Origin of the sequence: Planktothrix sp. FACHB-1365, from assembly GCF_014697575.1 — a bacterium.
GTDB lineage: Bacteria > Cyanobacteriota > Cyanobacteriia > Cyanobacteriales > Microcoleaceae > Planktothrix.
Map to the genome: position 1 here is coordinate 70335 of NZ_JACJSC010000002.1, position 21030 is coordinate 91364.

At 38.5% G+C, this 21030-nt stretch carries 16 protein-coding genes and 1 pseudogene; 6 read left to right on the plus strand and 11 right to left on the minus strand.

Annotated features, from left to right (window positions below; genetic code table 11):
• Positions 1 to 104: 104 nt before the first annotated feature.
• The 5 genes from glyS to H6G57_RS04585 all read left to right on the plus strand — a co-directional run bounded on the left by glyS (position 105) and on the right by H6G57_RS04585 (position 7164).
• On the plus strand, positions 105 to 2258 hold the full coding sequence (gene glyS / locus H6G57_RS04565; RefSeq protein ID WP_190516421.1) for a glycine--tRNA ligase subunit beta: 2154 nt from the start codon (positions 105 to 107) through the stop codon (positions 2256 to 2258).
• Between the two features lie 126 nt (positions 2259 to 2384).
• Positions 2385 to 3749 carry a UDP-N-acetylmuramoyl-L-alanine--D-glutamate ligase gene (gene murD, locus H6G57_RS04570; protein WP_190516422.1) on the plus strand — a complete coding sequence of 455 codons (1365 nt, stop codon included), beginning with the start codon at positions 2385 to 2387 and terminating at the stop codon, positions 3747 to 3749.
• Between the two features lie 145 nt (positions 3750 to 3894).
• Entirely contained in the window at positions 3895 to 4374 is a 480-nt protein-coding gene (locus H6G57_RS04575; protein WP_190516424.1) for a hypothetical protein, read from the plus strand.
• Positions 4375 to 4605: 231 nt separating this feature from the next.
• The gene (locus tag H6G57_RS04580) at positions 4606 to 5961 is read left to right on the plus strand and encodes an APC family permease (protein ID WP_190516426.1); all 1356 of its coding nucleotides are present in this window, start codon (positions 4606 to 4608) and stop codon (positions 5959 to 5961) included.
• Positions 5962 to 5964: 3 nt separating this feature from the next.
• Positions 5965 to 7164 (plus strand): hypothetical protein, encoded by a 1200-nt coding sequence (locus H6G57_RS04585; protein ID WP_190516428.1) that lies wholly within the window; start codon positions 5965 to 5967, stop codon positions 7162 to 7164.
• Positions 7165 to 7381: 217 nt separating this feature from the next.
• Here the strand turns inward: H6G57_RS04585 and H6G57_RS04590 are convergent, their stop codons facing one another.
• From H6G57_RS04590 to H6G57_RS04620, 7 genes and pseudogenes are all read right to left on the minus strand, one after another.
• Complete coding sequence (locus H6G57_RS04590) at positions 7382 to 7738, minus strand: hypothetical protein (protein ID WP_190516430.1); 357 nt, start codon at positions 7736 to 7738, stop codon at positions 7382 to 7384.
• Positions 7739 to 7827: 89 nt separating this feature from the next.
• A complete protein-coding gene (gene cutA / locus H6G57_RS04595) occupies positions 7828 to 8151 on the minus strand; it encodes a divalent-cation tolerance protein CutA (RefSeq protein WP_190516432.1) in 324 nt (107 codons plus the stop codon).
• A gap of 24 nt (positions 8152 to 8175) precedes the next feature.
• Positions 8176 to 9087 carry a pentapeptide repeat-containing protein gene (locus H6G57_RS04600; RefSeq protein WP_190516819.1) on the minus strand — a complete coding sequence of 304 codons (912 nt, stop codon included), beginning with the start codon at positions 9085 to 9087 and terminating at the stop codon, positions 8176 to 8178.
• 377 nt (positions 9088 to 9464) lie between these two features.
• Positions 9465 to 9830, minus strand: coding sequence for a clan AA aspartic protease (locus tag H6G57_RS04605; RefSeq protein WP_083619161.1), 366 nt, complete (start codon positions 9828 to 9830; stop codon positions 9465 to 9467).
• Positions 9827 to 10102, minus strand: coding sequence for a hypothetical protein (locus H6G57_RS04610; protein WP_190516434.1), 276 nt, complete (start codon positions 10100 to 10102; stop codon positions 9827 to 9829). The genes H6G57_RS04605 and H6G57_RS04610 overlap by 4 nt, the downstream gene beginning before the upstream one ends.
• 257 nt (positions 10103 to 10359) lie before the next feature.
• Entirely contained in the window at positions 10360 to 10587 is a 228-nt protein-coding gene (locus tag H6G57_RS04615) for a hypothetical protein (RefSeq protein ID WP_190516437.1), read from the minus strand.
• Positions 10588 to 10589: 2 nt separating this feature from the next.
• Positions 10590 to 11064 (minus strand): annotated as a pseudogene (locus H6G57_RS04620) (type II toxin-antitoxin system VapC family toxin).
• Between the two features lie 318 nt (positions 11065 to 11382).
• On the opposite strand from H6G57_RS04620, the gene H6G57_RS04625 reads away from it, so the two are divergent.
• Entirely contained in the window at positions 11383 to 17628 is a 6246-nt protein-coding gene (locus H6G57_RS04625) for a translocation/assembly module TamB domain-containing protein (RefSeq protein WP_190516440.1), read from the plus strand.
• Positions 17629 to 17751: 123 nt separating this feature from the next.
• Here H6G57_RS04625 and H6G57_RS04630 read toward each other — a convergent pair whose 3' ends face one another.
• The 4 genes from H6G57_RS04630 to H6G57_RS04645 form a co-directional block, all read right to left on the minus strand.
• Complete coding sequence (locus tag H6G57_RS04630; RefSeq protein ID WP_199313984.1) at positions 17752 to 18414, minus strand: hypothetical protein; 663 nt, start codon at positions 18412 to 18414, stop codon at positions 17752 to 17754.
• Complete coding sequence (locus H6G57_RS04635) at positions 18411 to 18875, minus strand: hypothetical protein (protein WP_190516442.1); 465 nt, start codon at positions 18873 to 18875, stop codon at positions 18411 to 18413. Before H6G57_RS04635 ends, H6G57_RS04630 begins: the two co-directional genes overlap by 4 nt.
• Before the next feature lie 140 nt (positions 18876 to 19015).
• Positions 19016 to 19525, minus strand: coding sequence for an ATP-binding protein (locus H6G57_RS04640; protein ID WP_190516444.1), 510 nt, complete (start codon positions 19523 to 19525; stop codon positions 19016 to 19018).
• 393 nt (positions 19526 to 19918) lie between these two features.
• Positions 19919 to 21016 (minus strand): DJ-1/PfpI/YhbO family deglycase/protease, encoded by a 1098-nt coding sequence (locus H6G57_RS04645; RefSeq protein WP_190516446.1) that lies wholly within the window; start codon positions 21014 to 21016, stop codon positions 19919 to 19921.
• Positions 21017 to 21030: the final 14 nt, after the last annotated feature.

Sequence of the window (21030 nt, forward strand, 5' to 3'; positions counted from 1 at the left end):
GTTTCTGTATTAGTTCTCAAACCCTTGAGTGATGACCCCCTAACCTGCTATGGTGATTATTTGTACCCTTAAGTTTCTTAGCAACATCCCTTATAAAATTTCCTATGGTTAGTTTTTTACTCGAAGTTGGTACAGAAGAATTACCAGCAACCTTTGTGGAAACCGCCATTCAACAATGGCAACAAAAAATTCCCGCCAGTCTCAAAGAACAGTTTTTAAGCTTTGAGTCCGTTCATGTCTGGGGAACACCACGACGGTTAGCGGTATTAATTGAAGGACTTCCTAGCCACCAACCTGACCGGGAAGAAGAAATTAAAGGCCCCCCAGCATCGACCGCTTTTAAAGACGGAAAACCCACTCCGGCGGCGGAAGGATTTATTAAAAAACAGGGTGTGACCTTAGAAGATTTAGAAATTCGTCCGACTTCTAAAGGGGATTTTATCTTTGTTTTAAAGAAAATTCCGGGTCGATTAACCGCAGAAATTTTAGCCGAATTAACTTCAGAATGGATTACAAAATTAGAAGGAAAACGATTTATGCGTTGGGGAGATGGAGATTTAAAATTTCCCCGTCCGATTCGGTGGTTAATTACGTTATTGGATGATCAAGTTTTACCCGTTACATTAGTTAGCGGTTCAGAAGTTATTCAAAGCGATCGCATTTCCCAAGGACATCGAGTTTTACATCCAGAACCCATCACCATTTCCCATGCTAAAACCTACGCAGAATCTCTGAAACAAGCCTTTATTGAAGTTGACCCCCAAGACCGGATTCAGACGATTCAAAAAGAAGTTGAAATTGCTGCTAATAGTGTAGGAGGACAGGCAGAAATTCCCGAAGATTTATTAGCAGAAGTTGTTAATTTAGTGGAATGGCCTACGGCTGTTGTCGGAACCTTTGATCAGGAATTTTTGAATTTACCTGCTGAAGTGATTAAAACCGTCATGGTAACGCATCAACGGTATTTTCCCGTATTAACAACAGAAACCGAAAATTCATCGCCGTTAAAACCCTATTTTATCACAATTTCTAATGGAGATCCAGCTAAATCCGATTTAATTGCCGCCGGAAATGAACGAGTTATTCGGGCGAGGTTAGCGGATGGTCAATTTTTCTATAAATCGGATTTAAAAACGCCTTTAGAAAGCTATTTACCTGCATTAGAAGCGGTTACATTTCAAGAAGATTTAGGTTCAGTTCGAGATAAAGTTAATCGTATTGGTAAAATTGCGAATTGGATTGCAGATCAACTGAATGTCAGTGAATTGGATCGCAATTTAATTCAACGGGCTGCATTATTATGTAAAGCGGATTTAGTCACCCAAATGGTGTATGAGTTCCCCGAATTGCAAGGGGTAATGGGTGAAAAATATGCCCGTGAAGGGGGAGAACCGGAAGCCGTAGCCACCGCAATTTTTGAACATTATTTACCTCGCAGTGCGACTGATAATTTACCCCAAACTTTAGTAGGTCAAGTTGTAGGTTTAGCGGACAAACTTGATACCTTAGTCAGTATTTTCGGTTTGGGGATGTTACCCACAGGTTCCTCTGATCCTTTCGCCTTACGTCGGGCGGCAAATGCAGTGATTAATATTATTTGGGTGGCAGATTTACCGTTGAATTTATATCAACTATTGAAACAAATTTCAGCCGATTTTGTCAATACATTTCCCAATGCCATGCTAGGATTAACTCATCAATTAGATGATTTTTTCCTGCAACGAATTAGAACCTTATTACAGGATGAAAAAGCCATTGATTATGATTTAGTGAATGCGGTTTTAGGAGACAATGATCTCGAATATAAAGAACGGGCGTTACAGGATTTATTGGATGTCCGAGATCGAGCGTTATTCCTACAAACTATCCGCAATGATGGCACATTAGATCAAATTTATGAAACCGTTAATCGTTCTACTCGGTTAGCCAAACAAGGAGATTTAAACACCCTAGAATTGCAACCGGACAAAAAGGTTAAACCGGATCTTTTCCAAAAATCTTCTGAACAGGAATTTTATCAAGCATTGGTGCAGTTAGTTCCCAAAACTCAAGCGTCTCAAACAACGCGAAATTATCGTCAATTGGTCGAAGCATTAGCAGAAATTACCCCGACGGTTAGCAGCTTTTTTGATGGCCCAGAAAGTGTTTTAGTGATGGATGATGATCCAAATATTCAACGTAATCGTTTGAATTTATTAGGATTATTAAGAAATCATTCCCGTGTTTTAGCTGATTTTGGAGCAATTGTAAAAAGCTAAAAAAAGATCACAGTCCCCCTTTTTAAGGCTATGCCCTGAGCCTGCCGAAGGGGGGATTTAGGGGGATCAAATCGAGGATCTCTCGAATACAATCAAAAAAATTTGTCTGGTGCAATAACATTATTTATGCTCAAAGCTCATATCATCGGTTTAGGAAAATCTGGAAATGCCGCAGCCCGGTTATTAAAATTACAAGGATGGGATGTTAGTTTAAGCGATCGCAACAATTCCTCTCAATTAGAACCCCAAAAACAACAATTAGAAAGCGAAGGAATTGTTGTTAATTTAGGAGAGAATTTTCAACCGGATGAGTCCTTAGATTTAGTGGTGGTTAGTCCTGGGGTTCCTTGGGATATTCCGGGGTTAAAAACCGCCAGAAATTTAGGCATAGAAACCATTGGAGAAATGGAATTAGCTTGGCGAAATTTGCGAGATTTGCCTTGGGTTTGTATTACGGGAACGAATGGAAAAACCACAACAACAGCCCTAACTGCTGCGATATTTCAAGCCGCAGGTTTAAACGCTCCAGCCTGTGGAAATATTGGGTATGCAGCCTGTGAATTAGCCTTACAAGAATACGAAGGAAGCGCTCAACCGTTAGATTGGATTATTGCGGAAGTGAGTAGTTATCAAATCGAATCTTCATCCACTTTAAATCCTAGAATTGCGGTTTGGACGACGTTTACACCGGATCATTTGAATCGTCATTACACCTTAGAACGCTATTATGATATTAAAGCGAAATTATTATATCAATCCCAACAACAAGTAATTAATGGGGATGATCCTTATTTAAGAGAAACGGCTCATCAACGCTGGCTTTCTGCCTGTTGGACGAGTGTTTTAGGACAAGAAAAATTAGTTGCAAATTCTGAACTCGGATTTTATATTGAGAATAATTGGGTGATGCAAAATGGAGAACCCATTGTTCAAGCCGATGCTTTAAAAATGGTGGGAAGTCATAACCAACAAAATCTATTAATGGCTGTAGCTACTGCTAAATTAGCGGGAATTGAAACCGAAGCAATTTGTCAGGCTATTTCTACATTCCCAGGGGTTACCCATCGTTTAGAACAGATTATGAATTGGCAAGGAATTGATTGGATTAATGATAGTAAAGCCACCAATTATGATGCAGCAGAAGTGGGATTAGCGGCGGTTGATTCTCCGGTGATTTTAATTGCTGGGGGAGAGGCAAAAAAAGGGGATGATACAGCTTGGATTTATAGGATTAAAGAAAAAGTAGCTTCAGTGTTATTAATTGGAGATGCAGCCGAGGCATTTTCTCAACGGTTAAAAGCAGAAAATTACTTTAATTTTGAAATTGTTGAAACGATGGAAAATGCAATTCAAAAAGCCTCTGAAATTGCCCCTCAATTAGGAGCAAAAGTTGTGTTATTATCTCCAGCTTGTGCTAGTTTTGATCAATATCAAAGTTTTGAACATCGGGGAGAACATTTCCGCCAGTTGTGTTTAGAATTAAAGGGTTAATCTCAATTCAATGTCAATGTAGGGATGTTTCATGAAACGTCTCTACAAGCATGGGATTAAAACCATTAAAAATCAACTTAGAGATAGATAGCTTAATCTTTGATTGAGAATAAAATATAAAAAATCCATCAAATATCAGTTTTATATGCCTAATTTCCCAATCAATGATGCCATTAAAAACGCTGTTAATTCTATAATCCAAGATTGGATTAATGCTCATCCTTTTATCTCTTGGTTAATGAGCCATCCTGGGATGGGTTTAATTTTATTTGTATTTTTAATTAGCTTATTTTCGGGATTTTTACAAGCGATTAGTAGTTTATTTAAACAAGGATGGCTATTTATTTTAACCAGTCCTTTTCAACTATTTCAATATAGCTTAATTTGGATTTCTCAATGGATGTTAAACTCTGGCAGACCTTTGAATTCTGAACCTCGTCAAAGTCGCTTATCACAGTTTTTATCAACCCACCCTCAACGACGGATAGAATCACTCAGTTTAGAACAGCAAGAACGGCTGATTATTTTATTACAACATTTAGAAGATATTCATCAAGAACAAAATCAACTTTTGCAAGAAGTTAGCGCAATTTTAAACTTAAATCGACGCTCAGAAAATCAGTAATCTTTATTAATATGAAATCTTTAAATGTTTACTACACATCCATATTGTGTAGAGACGTTGCATGCAACGTCTCTACGAATGTAACGTTTCTACGAATGCAACGTCTCTACGTCAGGTTCAGCGATTCATCTGTATTATCAATTTCAGAATTTTATATGACTATAACAGCAAATCATAGAAAATCAGCTTAAAATCTGTTATAGTTCGATTTAATTCATCAAAAAAATGTTCATGAATCAATTTAACGATATTCCTAATTCCACCTCTAATTTCCCAGACAAACCCAATTCATCTCCCAATCAAATCTCATTATTAACGGCTATTTGTATTGTCATTGCGAATATGATTGGGACGGGTGTGTTTACCAGTTTAGGGTTTCAAGTTATTGATATTCAATCGGGTTTTTCGATTTTATTTTTGTGGTTAATTGGCGGTATTTTTGCCCTTTCAGGTGCTCTTTGTTATGGGGAATTAGGAGCAGCAATGCCTCGTTCTGGGGGAGAATATCATTATCTATCTAAAATTTATCATCCTCTATTGGGGTTTCTCTCTGGATGGGTTTCTATCACCGTTGGTTTTGCCGCTCCCATTGCCGCCGCAGCGATGGCATTTGGCAAATATATATCGAGTGTATTTCCTACATTTAATTATCCTACAATAATCGCTTTAATAGCCGTTATATTAGTTTCTTTAATTCATAGCCAAACCTTAACAATTGGTAGTTTATTCCAACAAGGCTTTACTGTTTTAAAAGTGATTCTCATCCTGGTTTTTATTCTATCGGGATTCATCCTAGCCGATCCACAACCGATTCAATTTTTACCCAATATTAATGATTTTGCGGTAATTTTTAGTTCCTCTTTTGCCATTTCTTTAGTCTATGTCACCTATTCCTATTCCGGTTGGAACGCAGCCGTTTATTTAACCAGTGAACTCAAAGAACCGGAAAAAAACTTACCGCGATCGCTCTTAATTGGCACATTAATTGTTACAATTTTATATCTACTTCTAAATTTTATTTTTCTCTATACTACACCCATAAACCAATTAGCCGGACAATTAGAAATAGGTTATATTGCAGCCCAACAAATTTTCGGCAACTTTGGGGCAAAATTAATGGGATTATTAATTGGATTGGGTTTGATTTCTTCTATCAGTTCAATGGTATTAGCAGGGCCAAGAGTTACCCAAGTCATCGGAGAAGATATTCCTTTATTTAAAATTTTATCTCGAAAAAATCAACATGGAATTCCCTATTATGCGATCTGTTTCCAACTCGCAATTGTGATGGTTTTAATCATTACAGCCAGCTTTGAAGCCGTAATTACCTATTTAGGATTTACCTTAACCCTGTGTTCAGTAATTACCGTTTTAGGGGTTTTTGTTTATCGATGGCGCTGTCCTGATGCTCCCCGTCCCTATCAAACTTGGGGATATCCCATTACCCCAATTATTTTTTTAGGAATTAGCCTTTGGATGCTAATATTTATTTTTCAGGATAAACCTTTAGAATCCTTAGCTGGACTAGGAACAATAGCCTTGGGTTTACCCTTCTATTTTATTGGTGTTCACAAAAAGTTGGTGTAGTCTATGAAAATTAAAGCCTTATTAGCCCTTATTTTAACGGTTACTGGATTGCAATCTTGTTCTCAAACTCAACCTCAACAAAATATTGAAACGCCTCAACCAGAAGTTAATCAAACGATAAAAGCAACACCACAAATCCCCCCTAAATCTGTTGATCCTTTAGCTAAATATGATCAAGAAAAAGCAGATTATTTAACCGATACAGCTAAATTGATTGCTGGGATTAAACTTGATAACAAAAGTCAACTTTATCCTGTTCAACAATCTAATGTTTGGATAAATTATCACAATTTTATAGATTCAGCTTGGTCAAAACTTGAAAAACAACAACTGGCGAAAGTCAGTCAATGGTCAGAACAAGAATTAGCGACGATTAATCAATCTAATCCTGAGATTTTTTATCCCTTTAGTGGCCCTGATTTTTTATATGCTTATTTATTTTTTCCCACATCTCAAAAATATGTTCTCACCGCTTTAGAACCTGTTGGAACAATGCCTGATTTTAATCAATTATCGGAAACTCAACGTAATCAAAAGTTAGCGGATGTTAAAAACTCTCTCTATTCTTTACTTCAGTTTAGCTTTTTTCAAACCAAAGAAATGAAATCTGATTTATCGAATCAAGGTGTTTTACCGTTAATTGTATTATTTATGGCAAGAACTAATAATAGAATTTTAGATCTACAATATATTGGATTAGATGCTGATGCTAAAATTCAAAAGTTTGAAAAAGCCATGATTCCAGGGGTAAAAATTGATTTTGTTCCTGAAGGGGAAAAACAACCGCGAACGTTATATTATTTTTCCGCAGATATTTCCGATGACGGCTTGAAAAAAACACCCCAATACAGCCAATTTATCAAGCAAATGAATCAACCCGTGACCTATCTTAAAGCTGCATCTTATTTAATGCACAGACCTAGTTTTTCAGCAATTCGAGGGTTAATTCTTGATCAAAGTCAAGCCATTTTACAAGATGATTCTGGGATTCCCCTTCAATATTTTGCCGAAAAACAATGGAATTTAGATTTTTTTGGAACTTATACCGCCCCCATTTCCTTATTTAGTGTTCGTTATCAATCGGATTTAAGGAAAGTTTATCAAAATAACTCTTCTATAAAACCGCTTAATTTTGGAGTCGGTTATAAGTTTGGGGTAAATCAATCGAATATGATGTTAGCGACGAAAAAAGAAAAACCTTAAGGCTAATTTTATCTTATGATCATAAAAAATTTGTAGGTTGGGTTTTTAATCTTAACCTAACCTACAAAGCCATACTGAGGCATTATTCAAAATCCCCAGTTGATGCCTTCAATTCTTATATGAAATCCCCTTATGAACGCTACAGATGATCCCCCCCAACCCCCCTTTTTAAGGGGGGAGATGTGTAGCAAACATTTAAAGATTTCATATTATTAATTTAGTTGAAATTTAAAGAGGCTTCTGCACACAGATCCATTGCCCATAAATTACTGGATGTTCCATCGTCATATTCCGCACGAACATCAAAAACACAGTCATCTTCTGGGCCACCATAGTTCACTGGCTCCCACCCAAAATCTTGTTTATCCCGATCATTGATGCTTTCTTGAAGCATATTCTCACCCCAATTGTTATCTTTAGGAGGTGAAAAATACACCCCCGTCATGGTTTTACCACTATTATTAATGACTGAAATTTTCATCGTATCAGCTAAAGAACTGAAAGCGGTTAACGTAATTAGGGGTAAAGATAGACAAGTAGAAATGGCAATCTGATTCAAAAAATTTTTAGCCATTGTTTAACGTCCTTTTGGGTGCATCATTATTTCCAGCATTAATAATACCAGATCAAGAAGGATAAAATGATAAAGAGAAAACAAAATTTTTAATCGTTCTGAGTTTGTTCAGAAATCCAGTTTAAATAATCCGCCGAGCCTTTAATAATCGGTAACGCAATAATTTCAGGGACTTCGTAAGAGTGAAGTTGTTTAATTTGTGTTTCTAACTGTTCAAACTGTCTAATATCAGTTTTGATTATTAATTGCCATTCATCTGCCTGACAGACTTCTGATTTCCAGGTATAAATAGAATGAATGGGCATTAAGCTAACACAAGCCGCTAGTTTTTTTTCCACTAAAGCTTGAGCAATTTTTTCCGCTTCTAACCTAGAACTTGCCGTAACAAGCACTACCGCATAATCTGTTCCCATTGATGTCTGATTAACTCTTTATAATCATGATCTTAACTCAATGGCACACTTTTGAGTATGAGATTGATATAAATTAGAACAAGTGATCGCTAAATCCAGATAAAGTTGTAAGGATTGGGGTAATTTTGCTCCTTGAAACTGAGTTCCTTCAAAGGTTGCTCCCAATAAAGACGCATCTCTTAAATCGGCATTCCTTAAGTCAGCTTGAGGTAATTTTGCCCAGTTTAAATTAGCCCACATCAGACTCGCTCGTTCTAAATTAGCCCCGGTTAAATCTGCTTTTGTCAAACGAATTCCTCGCATTTGAGCTTCACTAAAGTTAGTATTAATTAAGGTCGCATCTTCTAAATCTGCACCATTAAGCCAAGCTTCACTTAGATTTACACCCTCAAGATTAACTCGACTTAATTTAAGACCATTCATATAAGCTTTTTGCAGATTAGCTCCGTTTAATTCTGCTCCGAATAGGTTAGCTCCACTGAGTTTTGCCGCGATTAAATTCGCCCATTTTAAGTTAGCTCCTGTTAAATTTGCTTCTCTTAAATTAGTTAATTGTAAATTTGCCGAGCATAAATTAGCATTAGGGAGTGTGGCGCGTCTTAAATTAGCTCCCGTCAAAATAGCTCCACTCAAATTAGCATTAGGAAGTTTAGCTTTCACTAAAAAAGCACCACTCAAATTGGCTTTACTGAGGTTAGCATCTCCTAATTTTGCTTCGTTCATTTTGGCATAACTGAGATTAGCATGATGTAAACAGGCCCCATTCAATTTGACCCGACTCAGGAAGGCTCGACTTAAGTTGGCTCCCGTTAGGTTCGCTCTGGAAAGGTTAACGCCAATCAAAATCGCACCCGATAGGTCTGCACCTTGGAGGTCTACCTCTGTAAAATTGGTTTCCCCTTCTTCGTACTGCCTCAAGAGTTGACTCACTTGCATAAATGTATCACTCCGGTTCCCTGGACTTGTATTTTCAATATACCCGGAAATCTTAAGAAAGTTTTTATATTTTTGTGTTGAACATTCAACACTTCTGGCATAATGGCAAAACCCAGTGGCGATCGCACTCTTTGGGACACTACCGACCTTCCCTACTACATCCGCTGCATTTGGATTTGTATCGAGCAACGATGTGATTGCTTGTTATAGTTCCCGTCGAGTTGTTTGGCAATGCTGCACAAGATACAACACCTAACTCATTACGCGATCGCTCACTTAATTTTGAATACCCACCGATAGGATTTATCGATTGCAACAACTTAGAGATGAAACCGTATAACGACCACGTTAGCCTGCGTTTGTGTCGATGCTGAGGACTACAACTCATCAATCGTTATCAACCCACCTTCCGTAAATTGGATCACAAGCTCATGGCTATCCAATAAAGCAGTTCCAACTAGAGGTCGTCGCCCTGTCGCAAATACACGAGCTTCTCGCTCCTCTCCGTTCCAGACAATAATTGCTCTATGAACAGGCAACATCACTCGGCTGTTGTCTGCCAAATTCGCACGCATATCGTATCTGAAGGGGAGATTCAGTAGTGCCACTGCTTCAGGTGGTAAACAAAGCTCATCGGTAAATCCTGTGTCTATCACGAATTCAATGGGGAAGTCAGCGCGATTTGGAATCCGAAATGGGATGGTAATAATCGGGTGTCCATCAGCCACAATCCCTGAAATCACTTGAATACACGCTCCATAACACCCCCACCAAAAGCGGCAGCAACGTTGTACCCAATTTTAATCCCAAAGAGTCGAGCATGGGGGTGCTTCTCGCTCAAGAAGTCAGCAGCGCGTAAGCCATTTGCATCAATCCTATAGTCACCTGTCTCAATGTCTATGATGACCATCTTGCCAATATTTTCTTCAACTTCCACTTCTTGGCGGATTCTGCTTTCGTACAGTTGCTCCGCACGTTGAGCAACTTCTTCGCGGCTTAAAAGGATGGCTTGCATAAGTTGACTCCCATTCGCTACTCTAGCTCTGTAGATTTCCATAATATCCTATGAACAAAGTTGAACCAAGCCATCGCTTAACGAAATCTGCATAAGCAGCAACATCCTGATAACTACCACGAAAATTCCCTTCGTGCGCTGCTTCATTCCGTAGAGAATTCATTCTCATAATGTACTTGGCATCGCTCACTTAATTTTGAATACCCACCGATACGATTTATCGATTGCTACAACTTAGAGATGAAGTGATATAACGGCTAAGTTGAGCGGTGGCTAATATCCTTTGCATCCTCACCAATATCTCTCGCCCTTGGGCTCCAACGTGTTGTTAGACCGGGCTTTCGCGACAAGCTCACAACTTCTCTTCCGCTTTCCGCTTGCTGCTTTTGTAAATCAGCAAAGATAGCCTTCAAGTCATGATTGAATGACTGAGAATACTCTTCACGAATTCTGTGAATTTCTTCTACAATTGCATCTTGATACATAATCAATCTCCAAGAAGTTCATAGGGTGTACAAAGAATAGGCAACTCGTATCCCAAATCAAGACTAATCTCTGCCAGTTTTCTTTGAATTTGAGCATTGGCAATGTGCTTACAGTTCCATGTGAGTAGGTAATCCATACCGTGAACAGTTGCGGCTGCAATATGAACAGCGTCAACATCAGCTTTTGCGGGAAGGCTACTGCGTTCGGTAAAATTGCTCTGCTAAATCAAGTACAGATTGGCTTAAATCGAGTAACGCGAGGTTGGAAATGATTTCGAGTCGTCGAGATGCGATTTCGGTATCTCCCTGTGAAGTTTCTTTTACAACTGCTTGGGAGGAGTAGAGTTGGAAAGCACTGCGGCGCGTATCCCACCATTCCCTTGTTATCTCGATATTGGCAGCCACAACCAGATCTCTGCTGGGTCGAGCAGTGAGATAGCCTAAAACACTCGTTTCGATGTATACAGTTTCACTCATGCAGAAAATGGGCGACAACTTTTTCTATTTTAGTCCACATATTTACCTCATAGAAAATAATCGGCAGAAACTTTCGGTGTATTCTGCGATAGTGACCAAGAACTGCATCAAGATTTGCAAAAGGTAAATCTACCCCATTTAGTAGAAAAAATCGGTGGTTTTGATGTTGAAAAAGATTAACGTTTCTAAATCTTCTTAACTTAACTTATACCTATAATGTTCTCATCTTCCTTCTGTGCTATCAATGTCACTGCTAAAATGCTAAAGTCTCAATTGCTTCTATAATAGTGTTTTGATTAACCCAGAGCCAGATTTGAGATGACTCATTCTCCTAATCCCAATTCTGAACCAATTTTACATCCCCGACGACGATTAAGGCGCATCCTGGTTTGGGGGGGTGTCGGATGCGGAATCACCCTCTTAACAGTAGGAACAACAGCCGCCTGGTTTATTCGATATCGGTTAGCACCGATTATTGGCGGTGTTTTAGAAACCATTATACAACGGCCTGTTAATGTCGGCCCCGTTGAAGGATTTACCCTTAATAGTATTCGTTTTGGTAACTCATCAATTCCCCCGACAGCAACAGATACCGACAAAGCACAAGCGGAAGCAGTAGAAGTTAATTTTTCCCTTTTATCTTTATTTAAACCAAAAGTTCAACTGGATATTACTTTAATTAAACCTAATGTTTATATTGAGGAAGACGCATCAGGAAATTGGCTGAATACAAAACTAAATTTAGATCCAAATCCTCCCATTACTTTAGTCTTTAGAACGATTGGCATAGAAAAGGCTCAAATTAATTTAATGCCTTATGAGATTTTGAGAGCTAATGCTAAAGGAACTAAAACACAAAAACCAATTTTAATCGGGGTTGATCAAGTTAGAGCTAACTTAAGGGAAGATAATGAACGAATTCAAGCAGATTTAGCCGGAACAATTGGGGATACTGGAACCTTTGCCATTAAGGGAGATGCCTTACTAAAACCAGGCAGAGTCAATGCTCAAATTCAAGCCAATCGGATAGATTTACCCTTAATCGCCTGGTTTGTTTCTACTCCGGGTGTGTCCGTCAAACAAGGTAAATTAAATACAAATTTAAGCGTTAAATTAGATAATTATAAACCCTTAGATGTTCGGGGAACGTTAAATTTAGATCAAATTAAAGTTGGGGTTGAAAATCTTCCCGATACGGTTAATTTAAGTCAAGCTAAATTACGATTTGCGGGAACTCAACTGATTATTGATCAGTTTAATACAACAATGGGAGATTTAGCTCTAAATTTGAAGGGATCTGTTTTAACAAATCCTAATTTAGAATTGGCTAAAACTCAAGTTAATTTAGCAGCTAATTTACAACCTGTTCAAGTTTCAATACTGTTAAAAACCGTAGAAGGAATTCAAGGAAAACCCCTCAATTTACCCTTTCCCGTTACGGGAGAATTAAAAGCTAATGTCAACTTAAAAGGCTATTTACAAACCCCTCAAATTTCAGGAACGATTGCTACCACTGAAAAAACGTTAATTGATCGAATTTATTTTGATACCATTCAAACGGATTTTAATGTATTAGCAAAATTTGATCCCAATTTTAAAATTTTAGCCGATCCAGTTATAGGTATCCAAAATTTATTAATTCAACCGTCCGTTGGAGGGTCAGTTAAGGGAAATGGAGAAGTTCAATTAAACGGATTAACTGCATTATTAGGCCCCCAACCGGAACTGCTTAAATCTGGTGATCAAGTCATTATCCGTCAACAAAAACCCACTCCGAATCAATCGCTCCAAACCTTACCTCCAAAGCCTGAAATTACAACCCGAAAAGTTGATTTTAATCCGACGGTTAAGCTAGATTTTATAGTGGATAATATTCCAGGGGATGCTATCGCTCAATCCTATGGACTTTTACCAAGTTTTAGAATTGGTAATTTATCCGCAAATGCTCAAGTTTCTGGAAATTTAGACAACTTAAAAGGTGAGGCTAAATTTAGCTTACCCTCGGCGACCTATCCGATTTTGGGTCAAGCTCAATTTTTAGGAAATACGGCTAAAGCACAAGTTGAAATTGCTAACGGTAATCTGAATCTGATTGCTCAAAAAAATAATAATGATATTTGGAACGCTGAAATTTTAGGAAATCAAATTGCAATCACGCCTTTAGTTGATTTAGGTTTATTATTTGCCCCCATTCCTAATGCGACAAAACAACAAATTCAATCTGTTGATTTGACCGATGGTCGTTTAAATCTCGCTGCCAAATTATCAGGAAATTTAAAGGAATTTTCCCTAAATACTTTAATTGCGGATAGTCAAATTCAACTTAATTTTCAGGATAGCACGATTAATGCGATCGCTCAACTACAAAATGGACTATTTCAAACAGAATTTTCCAGCGATAATTTAGCCTTACCTCGATTAATTAATATTGGATTACCGCTTGCTAATATCCCCAATTCTACACGCGCACAACTGCAAAACTTAGATTTCAGCCAAGGAACTCTACAAATTGCAGGTTCTCTCAACGGTAATATAGAAAATTTTACCCCGAATAGCCTCACGGGAAACGCAAAAACAATAATTAATTTAGGAAATTTAGGGGGAATCATTACCGCCAATAGTCAAATCAATCAAGGACAGTTTCAAGGCGAATTTAACGCCAGGGATGTTCAATTAAATCCTTGGATTAATTTAGGTTTACCCTTCGCTAATTTACCCAATAATGTTCAAACCCAAATTCAAACAATTGACCTGCGGAATAGTCGTTTAACCGCAGGCGGAAATATTACCGGAAATTTAGATAACTTAAACCTAAATACCATTATTGCTAACGCATCAGGGCAAGTTAATTTAGGGAATTTTGGCGGTACAATTAATGCAGAAGGACAATTACAAAATAATCAGTTGATAGCCCAAGTTATTACCAATCAAATTCCTCTGCAACCTTTAATCAATTTAGGATTACCCTTAGCTAATTTACAACCTAGTTTAGTAGCCGAAATTAACGCTTTAAATTTACAAGGCGGATTTCTCCAGGGGTCAGCTAACTTTCGCGGAAATTTAACCAATTTTTCACCCAATAACTTAATAGCTAATTTGGATGGAAAAGTTAATTTAGGTCAAGGAGGAGGCTTAGTTTTAGCAACCGGAGAAACCCAACAAGGACAATGGAAAGCAGGTTTCAAAGGAGATGAAATTGCCCTTAGTCGGTTCTCTCGGTTAGTTGAATCTCAAATTCCTGAACTCATGGCTAATTTACGTCAAAACGGACTGCTAGACCAAGCAGAAAATATGCCTTTATTACGAGGATTATTAAATACTGAAATCCTTGGACAGGGAAATCTAGCCTCTATTAATCCTAAAACAATACAAGCTTTAGGTCAATTACGGCTAACAGAATTACCGATTATTAAACAACCCTTTGATGCCATTGCGAGTTGGAATGGTCAGCAAATTAATATTCAAAAAGCTGAAACCCCAGGATTTTCAACCGATGGATTTATTGGGGTTGAATTTCAAGGAAATGGCATCCCCCAACTCTCAAATTTAAACTTAAATGTTCGGGTCAATAATTTTGATTTACAATCTCCCTTAGCTCAGAATATTTTAGCAATTTTACCCCCAGAAGTCACAACCGGAGATAGCCCTTTAGTGGCGGGAATTGTTAATTTTAATGGGAAGTTAACGGGAACTCTTTCCGCCTTGAATCTTAACGGAAATTTAAGATTAAATAATTTTGCCCTGCGGGATGTAACTTTTGATCCCCTTTTAGCGGGAACCGTTAATATTACTCCCGGTCAACAGGTGAATGTTGCTTTAGCAGGAGAACAGGATAAAATTGAACTAATTTTAGATGATCAATATTTACCCGTTTCATTTTTAGTTCAACGGGATAAAAGCTTATTAGTCGGACAATCACAGGGAAATAATTTAAACATTAGCTTAGAACAATTTCCCCTACAAGCCTTAAGTCTTTCTCCTTTAGCTCAATTCGATATTGGACTGTTAAAAGGGATAGCATCGGGACAAGTTACAGTTTCTAATTTAGCCAGTTTTAATCTGAATCAAATCGGTGCAACAGGAAATATTATTGTTCAAGAACCCGCTTTAGGATATATTCAAGCGGATTCCTTTAAAGGAAATTTTAATTATCAAAATGGAATTGCCACCTTAACGGATGCTGAACTGAAAAAAGGTATCACTCAAGTTTTAATTAATACTAAAGCCCAGGTTTCTGAAATTTTAGCCAGTCTTTCCACACCCAACACTCAAAATTTATCGACTGTATCCAATCAATTTGAAGGAACTATTAAAATCCCTCAAGGGAGTTTACAGGATGTCTTAACCGCGTTAAAAATCTTTAATTTAGAAGATTTAGCCAGAGGATTAAAACCCCCCGACTATGCAACAGCCACAGAAGTCACTCCAGTTCCCGTTGGTTTACCGGGAAATCCCACATTATTGCAACAATTACGACGATTTGCAGAAATTCAAGCCATCTTACAACAATCAATTGAAGAAGCGGCAGAGGAACCTTTACCGCCCTTACAAGATTTACAAGGAAAATTCACCGGAGAAATTGCTTTTCAAGGTTCAATTCCATCAGGAATTCAAGCGACTGCAACGGTTAAAGGTGAAGATTGGAACTATGGAAAATATAGGGCTAATCAGTTTTTATTAGAAGCTAATTTTGCCGATAATGTCTTACGAGTTGAACCCATACAACTGCGTTCGGGTGCAACATTATATGATTTTCGCGGACAATTAAATTTAGCTAATCAACAACCTTCTGGTCAATTCCGGGTCAAAAATATCCGCTTAGAAGAAATTGAAAAAATTGTCGATTTACCGAATGTTGATTTAACCGGACAATTAAATGTGCGGGCGAGTGTTGGGGGAACTTTAGATAATCCCCAAGCATCGGGAGAATTAACTTTATTAGAAGCAACAGTAAATGGTGATCCGGTTCAAGAAGCTCAAAGCAGTTTTAGCTATAATAATGCTCGCTTACGATTTGGGGGTAGCTTATTAGTCACTGAAGTTGATCCGATTGCATTTAAAGGCACTCTCCCCTTTAAATTACCCTTTGCTAAAGTCACTCCAGAAAGCGATTTAGTTGATGTGAGAGTGGATATTAAAGATGAAGGGTTAGCGGTGATTAATTTACTGAATCCTGAGTTAGATTGGCAGGAAGGAAAGGGATTAGTCCAATTAAGAATTAGTGGCAGTTTGCAACAACCAGAAACGGGAGGAATTAAACTCAATCTCAAACCCGAAGGATTATTTAAAATTCAAGATGCAGTCTTAACCGCCCGCAGTTTAGAACAGTCTATTGTCGGATTAAGTGGAACCGCTTTATTTACAGGCGATCGCATTCACGTTAAAGAAATTAAAGGCGAATTACAAGGAGATAAAGGAACCGGAAATATCCTCTTAAGTGGCGTTTTACCCGTGTCTTATCCCTTTGCTGAAACCGATCCCGATCTGCAAACTCCCCTACAATTAAGCTTAGATCAATTAACCCTAAATTTACCCGATCTCTATAAAGGAAATGCTTCCGGTGCTATCACAATTACAGGAACAGCTTTAAAACCCAAATTAGGCGGAGAAGTCGTATTAAGTCAGGGAAGAGTGATTTTACCGTCTCAAGAAACCGCCACCTTACCAACCGATACCCCGGAAACGAATTCTCAACCCCCAGTTAATGTTAGTTTAAATGGATTAAAACTCACGTTAGCCGATGATATTCAAGTCATGACTCCCCCGATTTTAGATGCTCCTTTAATTAATTTTACAGCCCAAGGAACAATTCAATTGAATGGAAGTTTAGCCAGTATTAATGATATTCGTCCTCAAGGAACCATTGACTTAACGGGAGGACAAGTGAATCTTTATACCAGTCAATTACGATTAGATCGAGGCTATCCTCAACAAGCAATTTTTGTTCCTTCTGAGGGACTCGACCCCATTTTAAATGTTCGCTTAGTCACCCGTGTTCCTGAAGCAGTGCGCTTTGTTTCTCCTCCCTCTGCATTCCCGGCTGAACAAACAGAAGCCTTAAGTCCGTCTCGGTTTGGAACGGTGCGAACGATCCGTATTGTTGCCCTTGTGCGCGGCCCAGCATCGGAAATTAATGATATTATTAAGTTACAAAGTTCTCCGCCTCGTTCTCAAAATGAATTAGTCGCTTTATTGGGTGGAAGTGTAATTCAAGGCATTCAAGATGATAGTACATTAGTATTAGCAAATATTGCCAGTGCGGGGTTATTTGGTAAGCTACAACAGGATATTATTAATGCAACCGGATTAACAGAATTTAGAATTTATCCCTCACGGGTTGCTGAACGAGGTTCAAGTGGAAGAGCTTCCGCATTAGGGGTCGGAATTGAAGTCGGTTTAGATGTAACCGATAATACCTATGTGTCTTTAAGTCGTGTCTTAGCGGCTCATCAACCTTTTCTCTTTAATATTAATTATCGTCTGAATGATAATTTATTGTTACGCGGAGCTACAAATTTTAATAATGAAAGTGAAATTCGGTTTGAGTATGAAACTCGGTTTTAAGTTAATTGTTGACTGTTGGCTGTTGACTGGTACGAGCCAAATGTTTCGCTTCTGCCTCGCAAACTTGCAGAAACTCCAAATCCAGTAATTTCGAGTTTGCCTGTAAAATCTCTGGTTTTTCACCTAGGCTTTTGATCGCATTTCTGTTTCACTAGCACCTGCTCGTACCATAATTGTCCGAACAAGAGAACCAAATATTCTCCACCCAACAAGACTTAAGCTGGCGTGCCGTGTCGCTAACAGCAAATCATCAAGGCGTATCTGTATAACCCCATCAAATACTACAGCATTACCCACGACATGGCGAGAGTCCCCTGGTAATGGTGGAAGATACATTCGCTTAGTGGATTTGAACCTTAGCATTTCACTAAGGAGTTGCTTTGCTTGAGGATCGTCAGAAAAAATGGGTTGCAATCGCAGCAGTGAGGCATAATCGCGACGACCCTGAACAAGGTCACAGGTTGAGCTTGCAATAGCAAACTTCATGCTAGTAATACGTTCTCCCAAGAAATAGCCAGCGTCACTACTAACAATATCTCCCTGCAAAAGGGCGAAGACATCTTCATCATCCCGAATCAGACCTCTTGCTAACATATCCTTATACTCAATTGGCTGACGCACCAGCGCTCCCTCTGCTCCGAAAACTTTCTGACGGTCTTTTGTCTTACCAAGTCGATCAGCAAAGTCCTGAATAATTGTGAGAACTCGATCGTCGTGAGAAAGTTCGCGTAGCTGATTTTCAAGAGTTTGCAGATTGTTAGGATCATTATTTGCTACAGCCATCATGATCGCTCTATCCTATTGTCGATCGCATTCTCAGATTGCAAAGGACGCTCAATTTCATCAGGATCGAGCATCACTTCATCCTCCTCATCCCAGTCGAAATTTTCTGGAACTAATCGCTCAAAGCTATTGCGGGTAGGAAGCTCAGGCAAATCTCCCATCATAGCAACTGTTTCAGCAAGTAGATTAAGAGTCTCTTGCTCAGGGTGTTTTTGTGCCACACGCACAGCCGAGATGACGACACGCAATCCTCCCCTTAGCCGATCAACATCACGGGCTAGTCCATACATTGCTTGAAAGTCACTTTCCTCAATAATGCGGTACTTTCCTGTTTTTGTCTGGAGAGTAGCGATCGCACCATTGGCGATCAGACTGAGTGCTTCTGCGCCCTGCAAACGAAACTTCTCAAACGATGTCCAGTTTGCACCATTTCGCAATCCAAATTTTTTATTTGTAATTTCCATAGTTTAACCTCTTTACTATATCCTAACGTAAACCCAACGAAAAAACAACGGCTATTAAATCCTACATTAAAATAATATTTTTCCGAATGATATAAGGAGGAGATATCAGAGTATTGGCCTAGATTTCCGCAAACTCCCACTCAGTCTCTTGCACGGTAAATTGCACTCATATATAAGTTGAAACAGCCTGGTTTTAAATGATAAACTTTGATAAATCCTTCTGATAAAGTGGGCGGGAAATTGGCGATCGCTTTTCCCATTTTTTCAATAACAAATTCAGGAACCTGGCGCTGGCGATTTTGATTCCATTGTTTGCAAATTTCTATCGGGGTTTCTAATACCCAAGCCATCCAAGACCGAGGAATTTCAGGAGAAATTAAAGCAATTTTTTCTAACAATTCGAGTCGCCATTGGGGATAAGCATTAGTCGCATCATAAATAATCGGTTGAGAAGAAGCGATCGCCGTTTCCATTTGTCTTAAAACTTCTGCTTCAATTTCTGACCAATTCCCCTGAATAATTTCCTCCCCATAAAGTTGCTCTCGAATTCGATCTGTAGAAATAATAATACCCTGGGTAATTTCCGCAAGTTGTTGAGCAATCGTTGACTTTCCTGAACCCGGAACCCCAATCATAAAATGACATATCATATTCCATGCGATTAAAAGATTTGGCTGTTTAGGAGATAGAATAGGAAACTGCTATATAGCAAGTTTAAATCAATTATATAAAATAGTCAGCCCAATTATTAATCCCCAAAAATACTGTGATTTCTAGGTAGGGGCGAGGTTACCTCCCCCTTACGATAATTTTGGAATCAAAACAGTTGTACAATTGATTTAAACTTATATGAAATCTTTAAATACTTGCTACGCATCCGTATTGTGTAGAGACGCGCCATGGCGCGTCTCTACGGGGTATTTAGAGATCATCTATAGATTAATTTAGATTTACGCGATAGAATAGTGATCGCCCCTCTTTAAATCAAGAAGCGATCGCTATAAAAAAATTATTGTTGGGCTTTAACCTTGAATTCAAACAACCTACATACTGATAGCAGCACCCGTAGAAGGGGTCGCAGGTTCAGGAGATTTTGACCCTAACATGGTTTGATAAAGTTCGACTAATTGTTGTTCTTGTTCGGCTAAATGTTGTTCAATTTCGGTAAATAAAGCCGTTGAAATTGGGTCAGTGGTTTGAACCCGTAAATTAAAAACATCAACAACCCCGGTTTGAATATCCCCTAATGCTCGTTTTGTAACCGCTATATCATCACTAGACTGTAACCAACTTTTTAACTTCGCATAGGGTTCCGCCATTGCTGATGGTAAACTCGGTTTTTCTCCTAACTCTTGCAAACGAGTTTCTAATTGATCAATATGTCGCCGTTTAATCGCAATAAAATCCTTCAACATTAACTTTAATTTTAGATAATCTGCTTTTTCTGAATACTGTTCTAAGGCTTCTAAAGAATAATGTTCTCCTGCTAAAGCCGTATTCAATGCTTTAGCTATTTCTCCTTTGGTAGAACCTCCCCAAGCATCCGCTAATTTCCACCATTCCGCTAAATTGTTATTTTCATCAGGAAGACCCGCTTGTTTTCCTAACCCTAATCGGTGTAAAATTGCAGTGGTAAAAATCGCTAAATCTCCGGGTTGACGAGAGGTGATTAAATTACCATCTATAACTACAGGTTTATTTAGATAAATTGCCCCAGAATTCATCATATCTTTGCGAATAGACACAAACCCCGTTGCATTTTTTCCCTGTAATAAATCTCCTTCAATTAATACCTGGGGGCCATGACAAACCGCAGCGACCCATTTTCCTTGTTCCATCATATTCTGCACAAATCTAACTGTATTGGGGTTACAGCGCATTTTATCGGGTGCCATTCCCCCCGGAATAATCACAGCATCAAAGTCTTCTGGACGGGCTTCTGTCGTGGTTCCATCGGCAGAATGAGTCATTTTTCCCTGTTTTCCTTTGTATTTTTCATTCATCCGAGAACCGAGAACAACGGTTTCCACCTCAGACATTTTAAAGGCATTATAAGGAATCAGAAACTCTGCATCTTCAACTCCATTTTCAATTAAAATTGCCACCCGCTTTTTAGATGAACTGTTATTGTTTAATGCCATGCTATTCTCCTAAT

What these genes read in the sequence shown, in the direction of transcription:
- H6G57_RS04585 (WP_190516428.1), top strand. Translation starts at nt 5,965, where the DNA reads ATGAAAATTAAAGCCTTATTAGCCCTTATTTTAACGGTTACTGGATTG.
- H6G57_RS04575 (WP_190516424.1), top strand. Translation starts at nt 3,895, where the DNA reads ATGCCTAATTTCCCAATCAATGATGCCATTAAAAACGCTGTTAATTCT.
- H6G57_RS04645 (WP_190516446.1), bottom strand. Translation starts at nt 21,016, where the DNA reads ATGGCATTAAACAATAACAGTTCATCTAAAAAGCGGGTGGCAATTTTA.
- H6G57_RS04630 (WP_199313984.1), bottom strand. Translation starts at nt 18,414, where the DNA reads ATGATGGCTGTAGCAAATAATGATCCTAACAATCTGCAAACTCTTGAA.
- murD (WP_190516422.1), top strand. Translation starts at nt 2,385, where the DNA reads ATGCTCAAAGCTCATATCATCGGTTTAGGAAAATCTGGAAATGCCGCA.
- H6G57_RS04590 (WP_190516430.1), bottom strand. Translation starts at nt 7,738, where the DNA reads ATGGCTAAAAATTTTTTGAATCAGATTGCCATTTCTACTTGTCTATCT.
- H6G57_RS04610 (WP_190516434.1), bottom strand. Translation starts at nt 10,102, where the DNA reads ATGCAAGCCATCCTTTTAAGCCGCGAAGAAGTTGCTCAACGTGCGGAG.
- H6G57_RS04640 (WP_190516444.1), bottom strand. Translation starts at nt 19,525, where the DNA reads ATGATATGTCATTTTATGATTGGGGTTCCGGGTTCAGGAAAGTCAACG.
- glyS (WP_190516421.1), top strand. Translation starts at nt 105, where the DNA reads ATGGTTAGTTTTTTACTCGAAGTTGGTACAGAAGAATTACCAGCAACC.
- H6G57_RS04600 (WP_190516819.1), bottom strand. Translation starts at nt 9,087, where the DNA reads ATGCAAGTGAGTCAACTCTTGAGGCAGTACGAAGAAGGGGAAACCAAT.
- cutA (WP_190516432.1), bottom strand. Translation starts at nt 8,151, where the DNA reads ATGGGAACAGATTATGCGGTAGTGCTTGTTACGGCAAGTTCTAGGTTA.
- H6G57_RS04615 (WP_190516437.1), bottom strand. Translation starts at nt 10,587, where the DNA reads ATGTATCAAGATGCAATTGTAGAAGAAATTCACAGAATTCGTGAAGAG.
- H6G57_RS04635 (WP_190516442.1), bottom strand. Translation starts at nt 18,875, where the DNA reads ATGGAAATTACAAATAAAAAATTTGGATTGCGAAATGGTGCAAACTGG.
- H6G57_RS04580 (WP_190516426.1), top strand. Translation starts at nt 4,606, where the DNA reads ATGAATCAATTTAACGATATTCCTAATTCCACCTCTAATTTCCCAGAC.
- H6G57_RS04625 (WP_190516440.1), top strand. Translation starts at nt 11,383, where the DNA reads ATGACTCATTCTCCTAATCCCAATTCTGAACCAATTTTACATCCCCGA.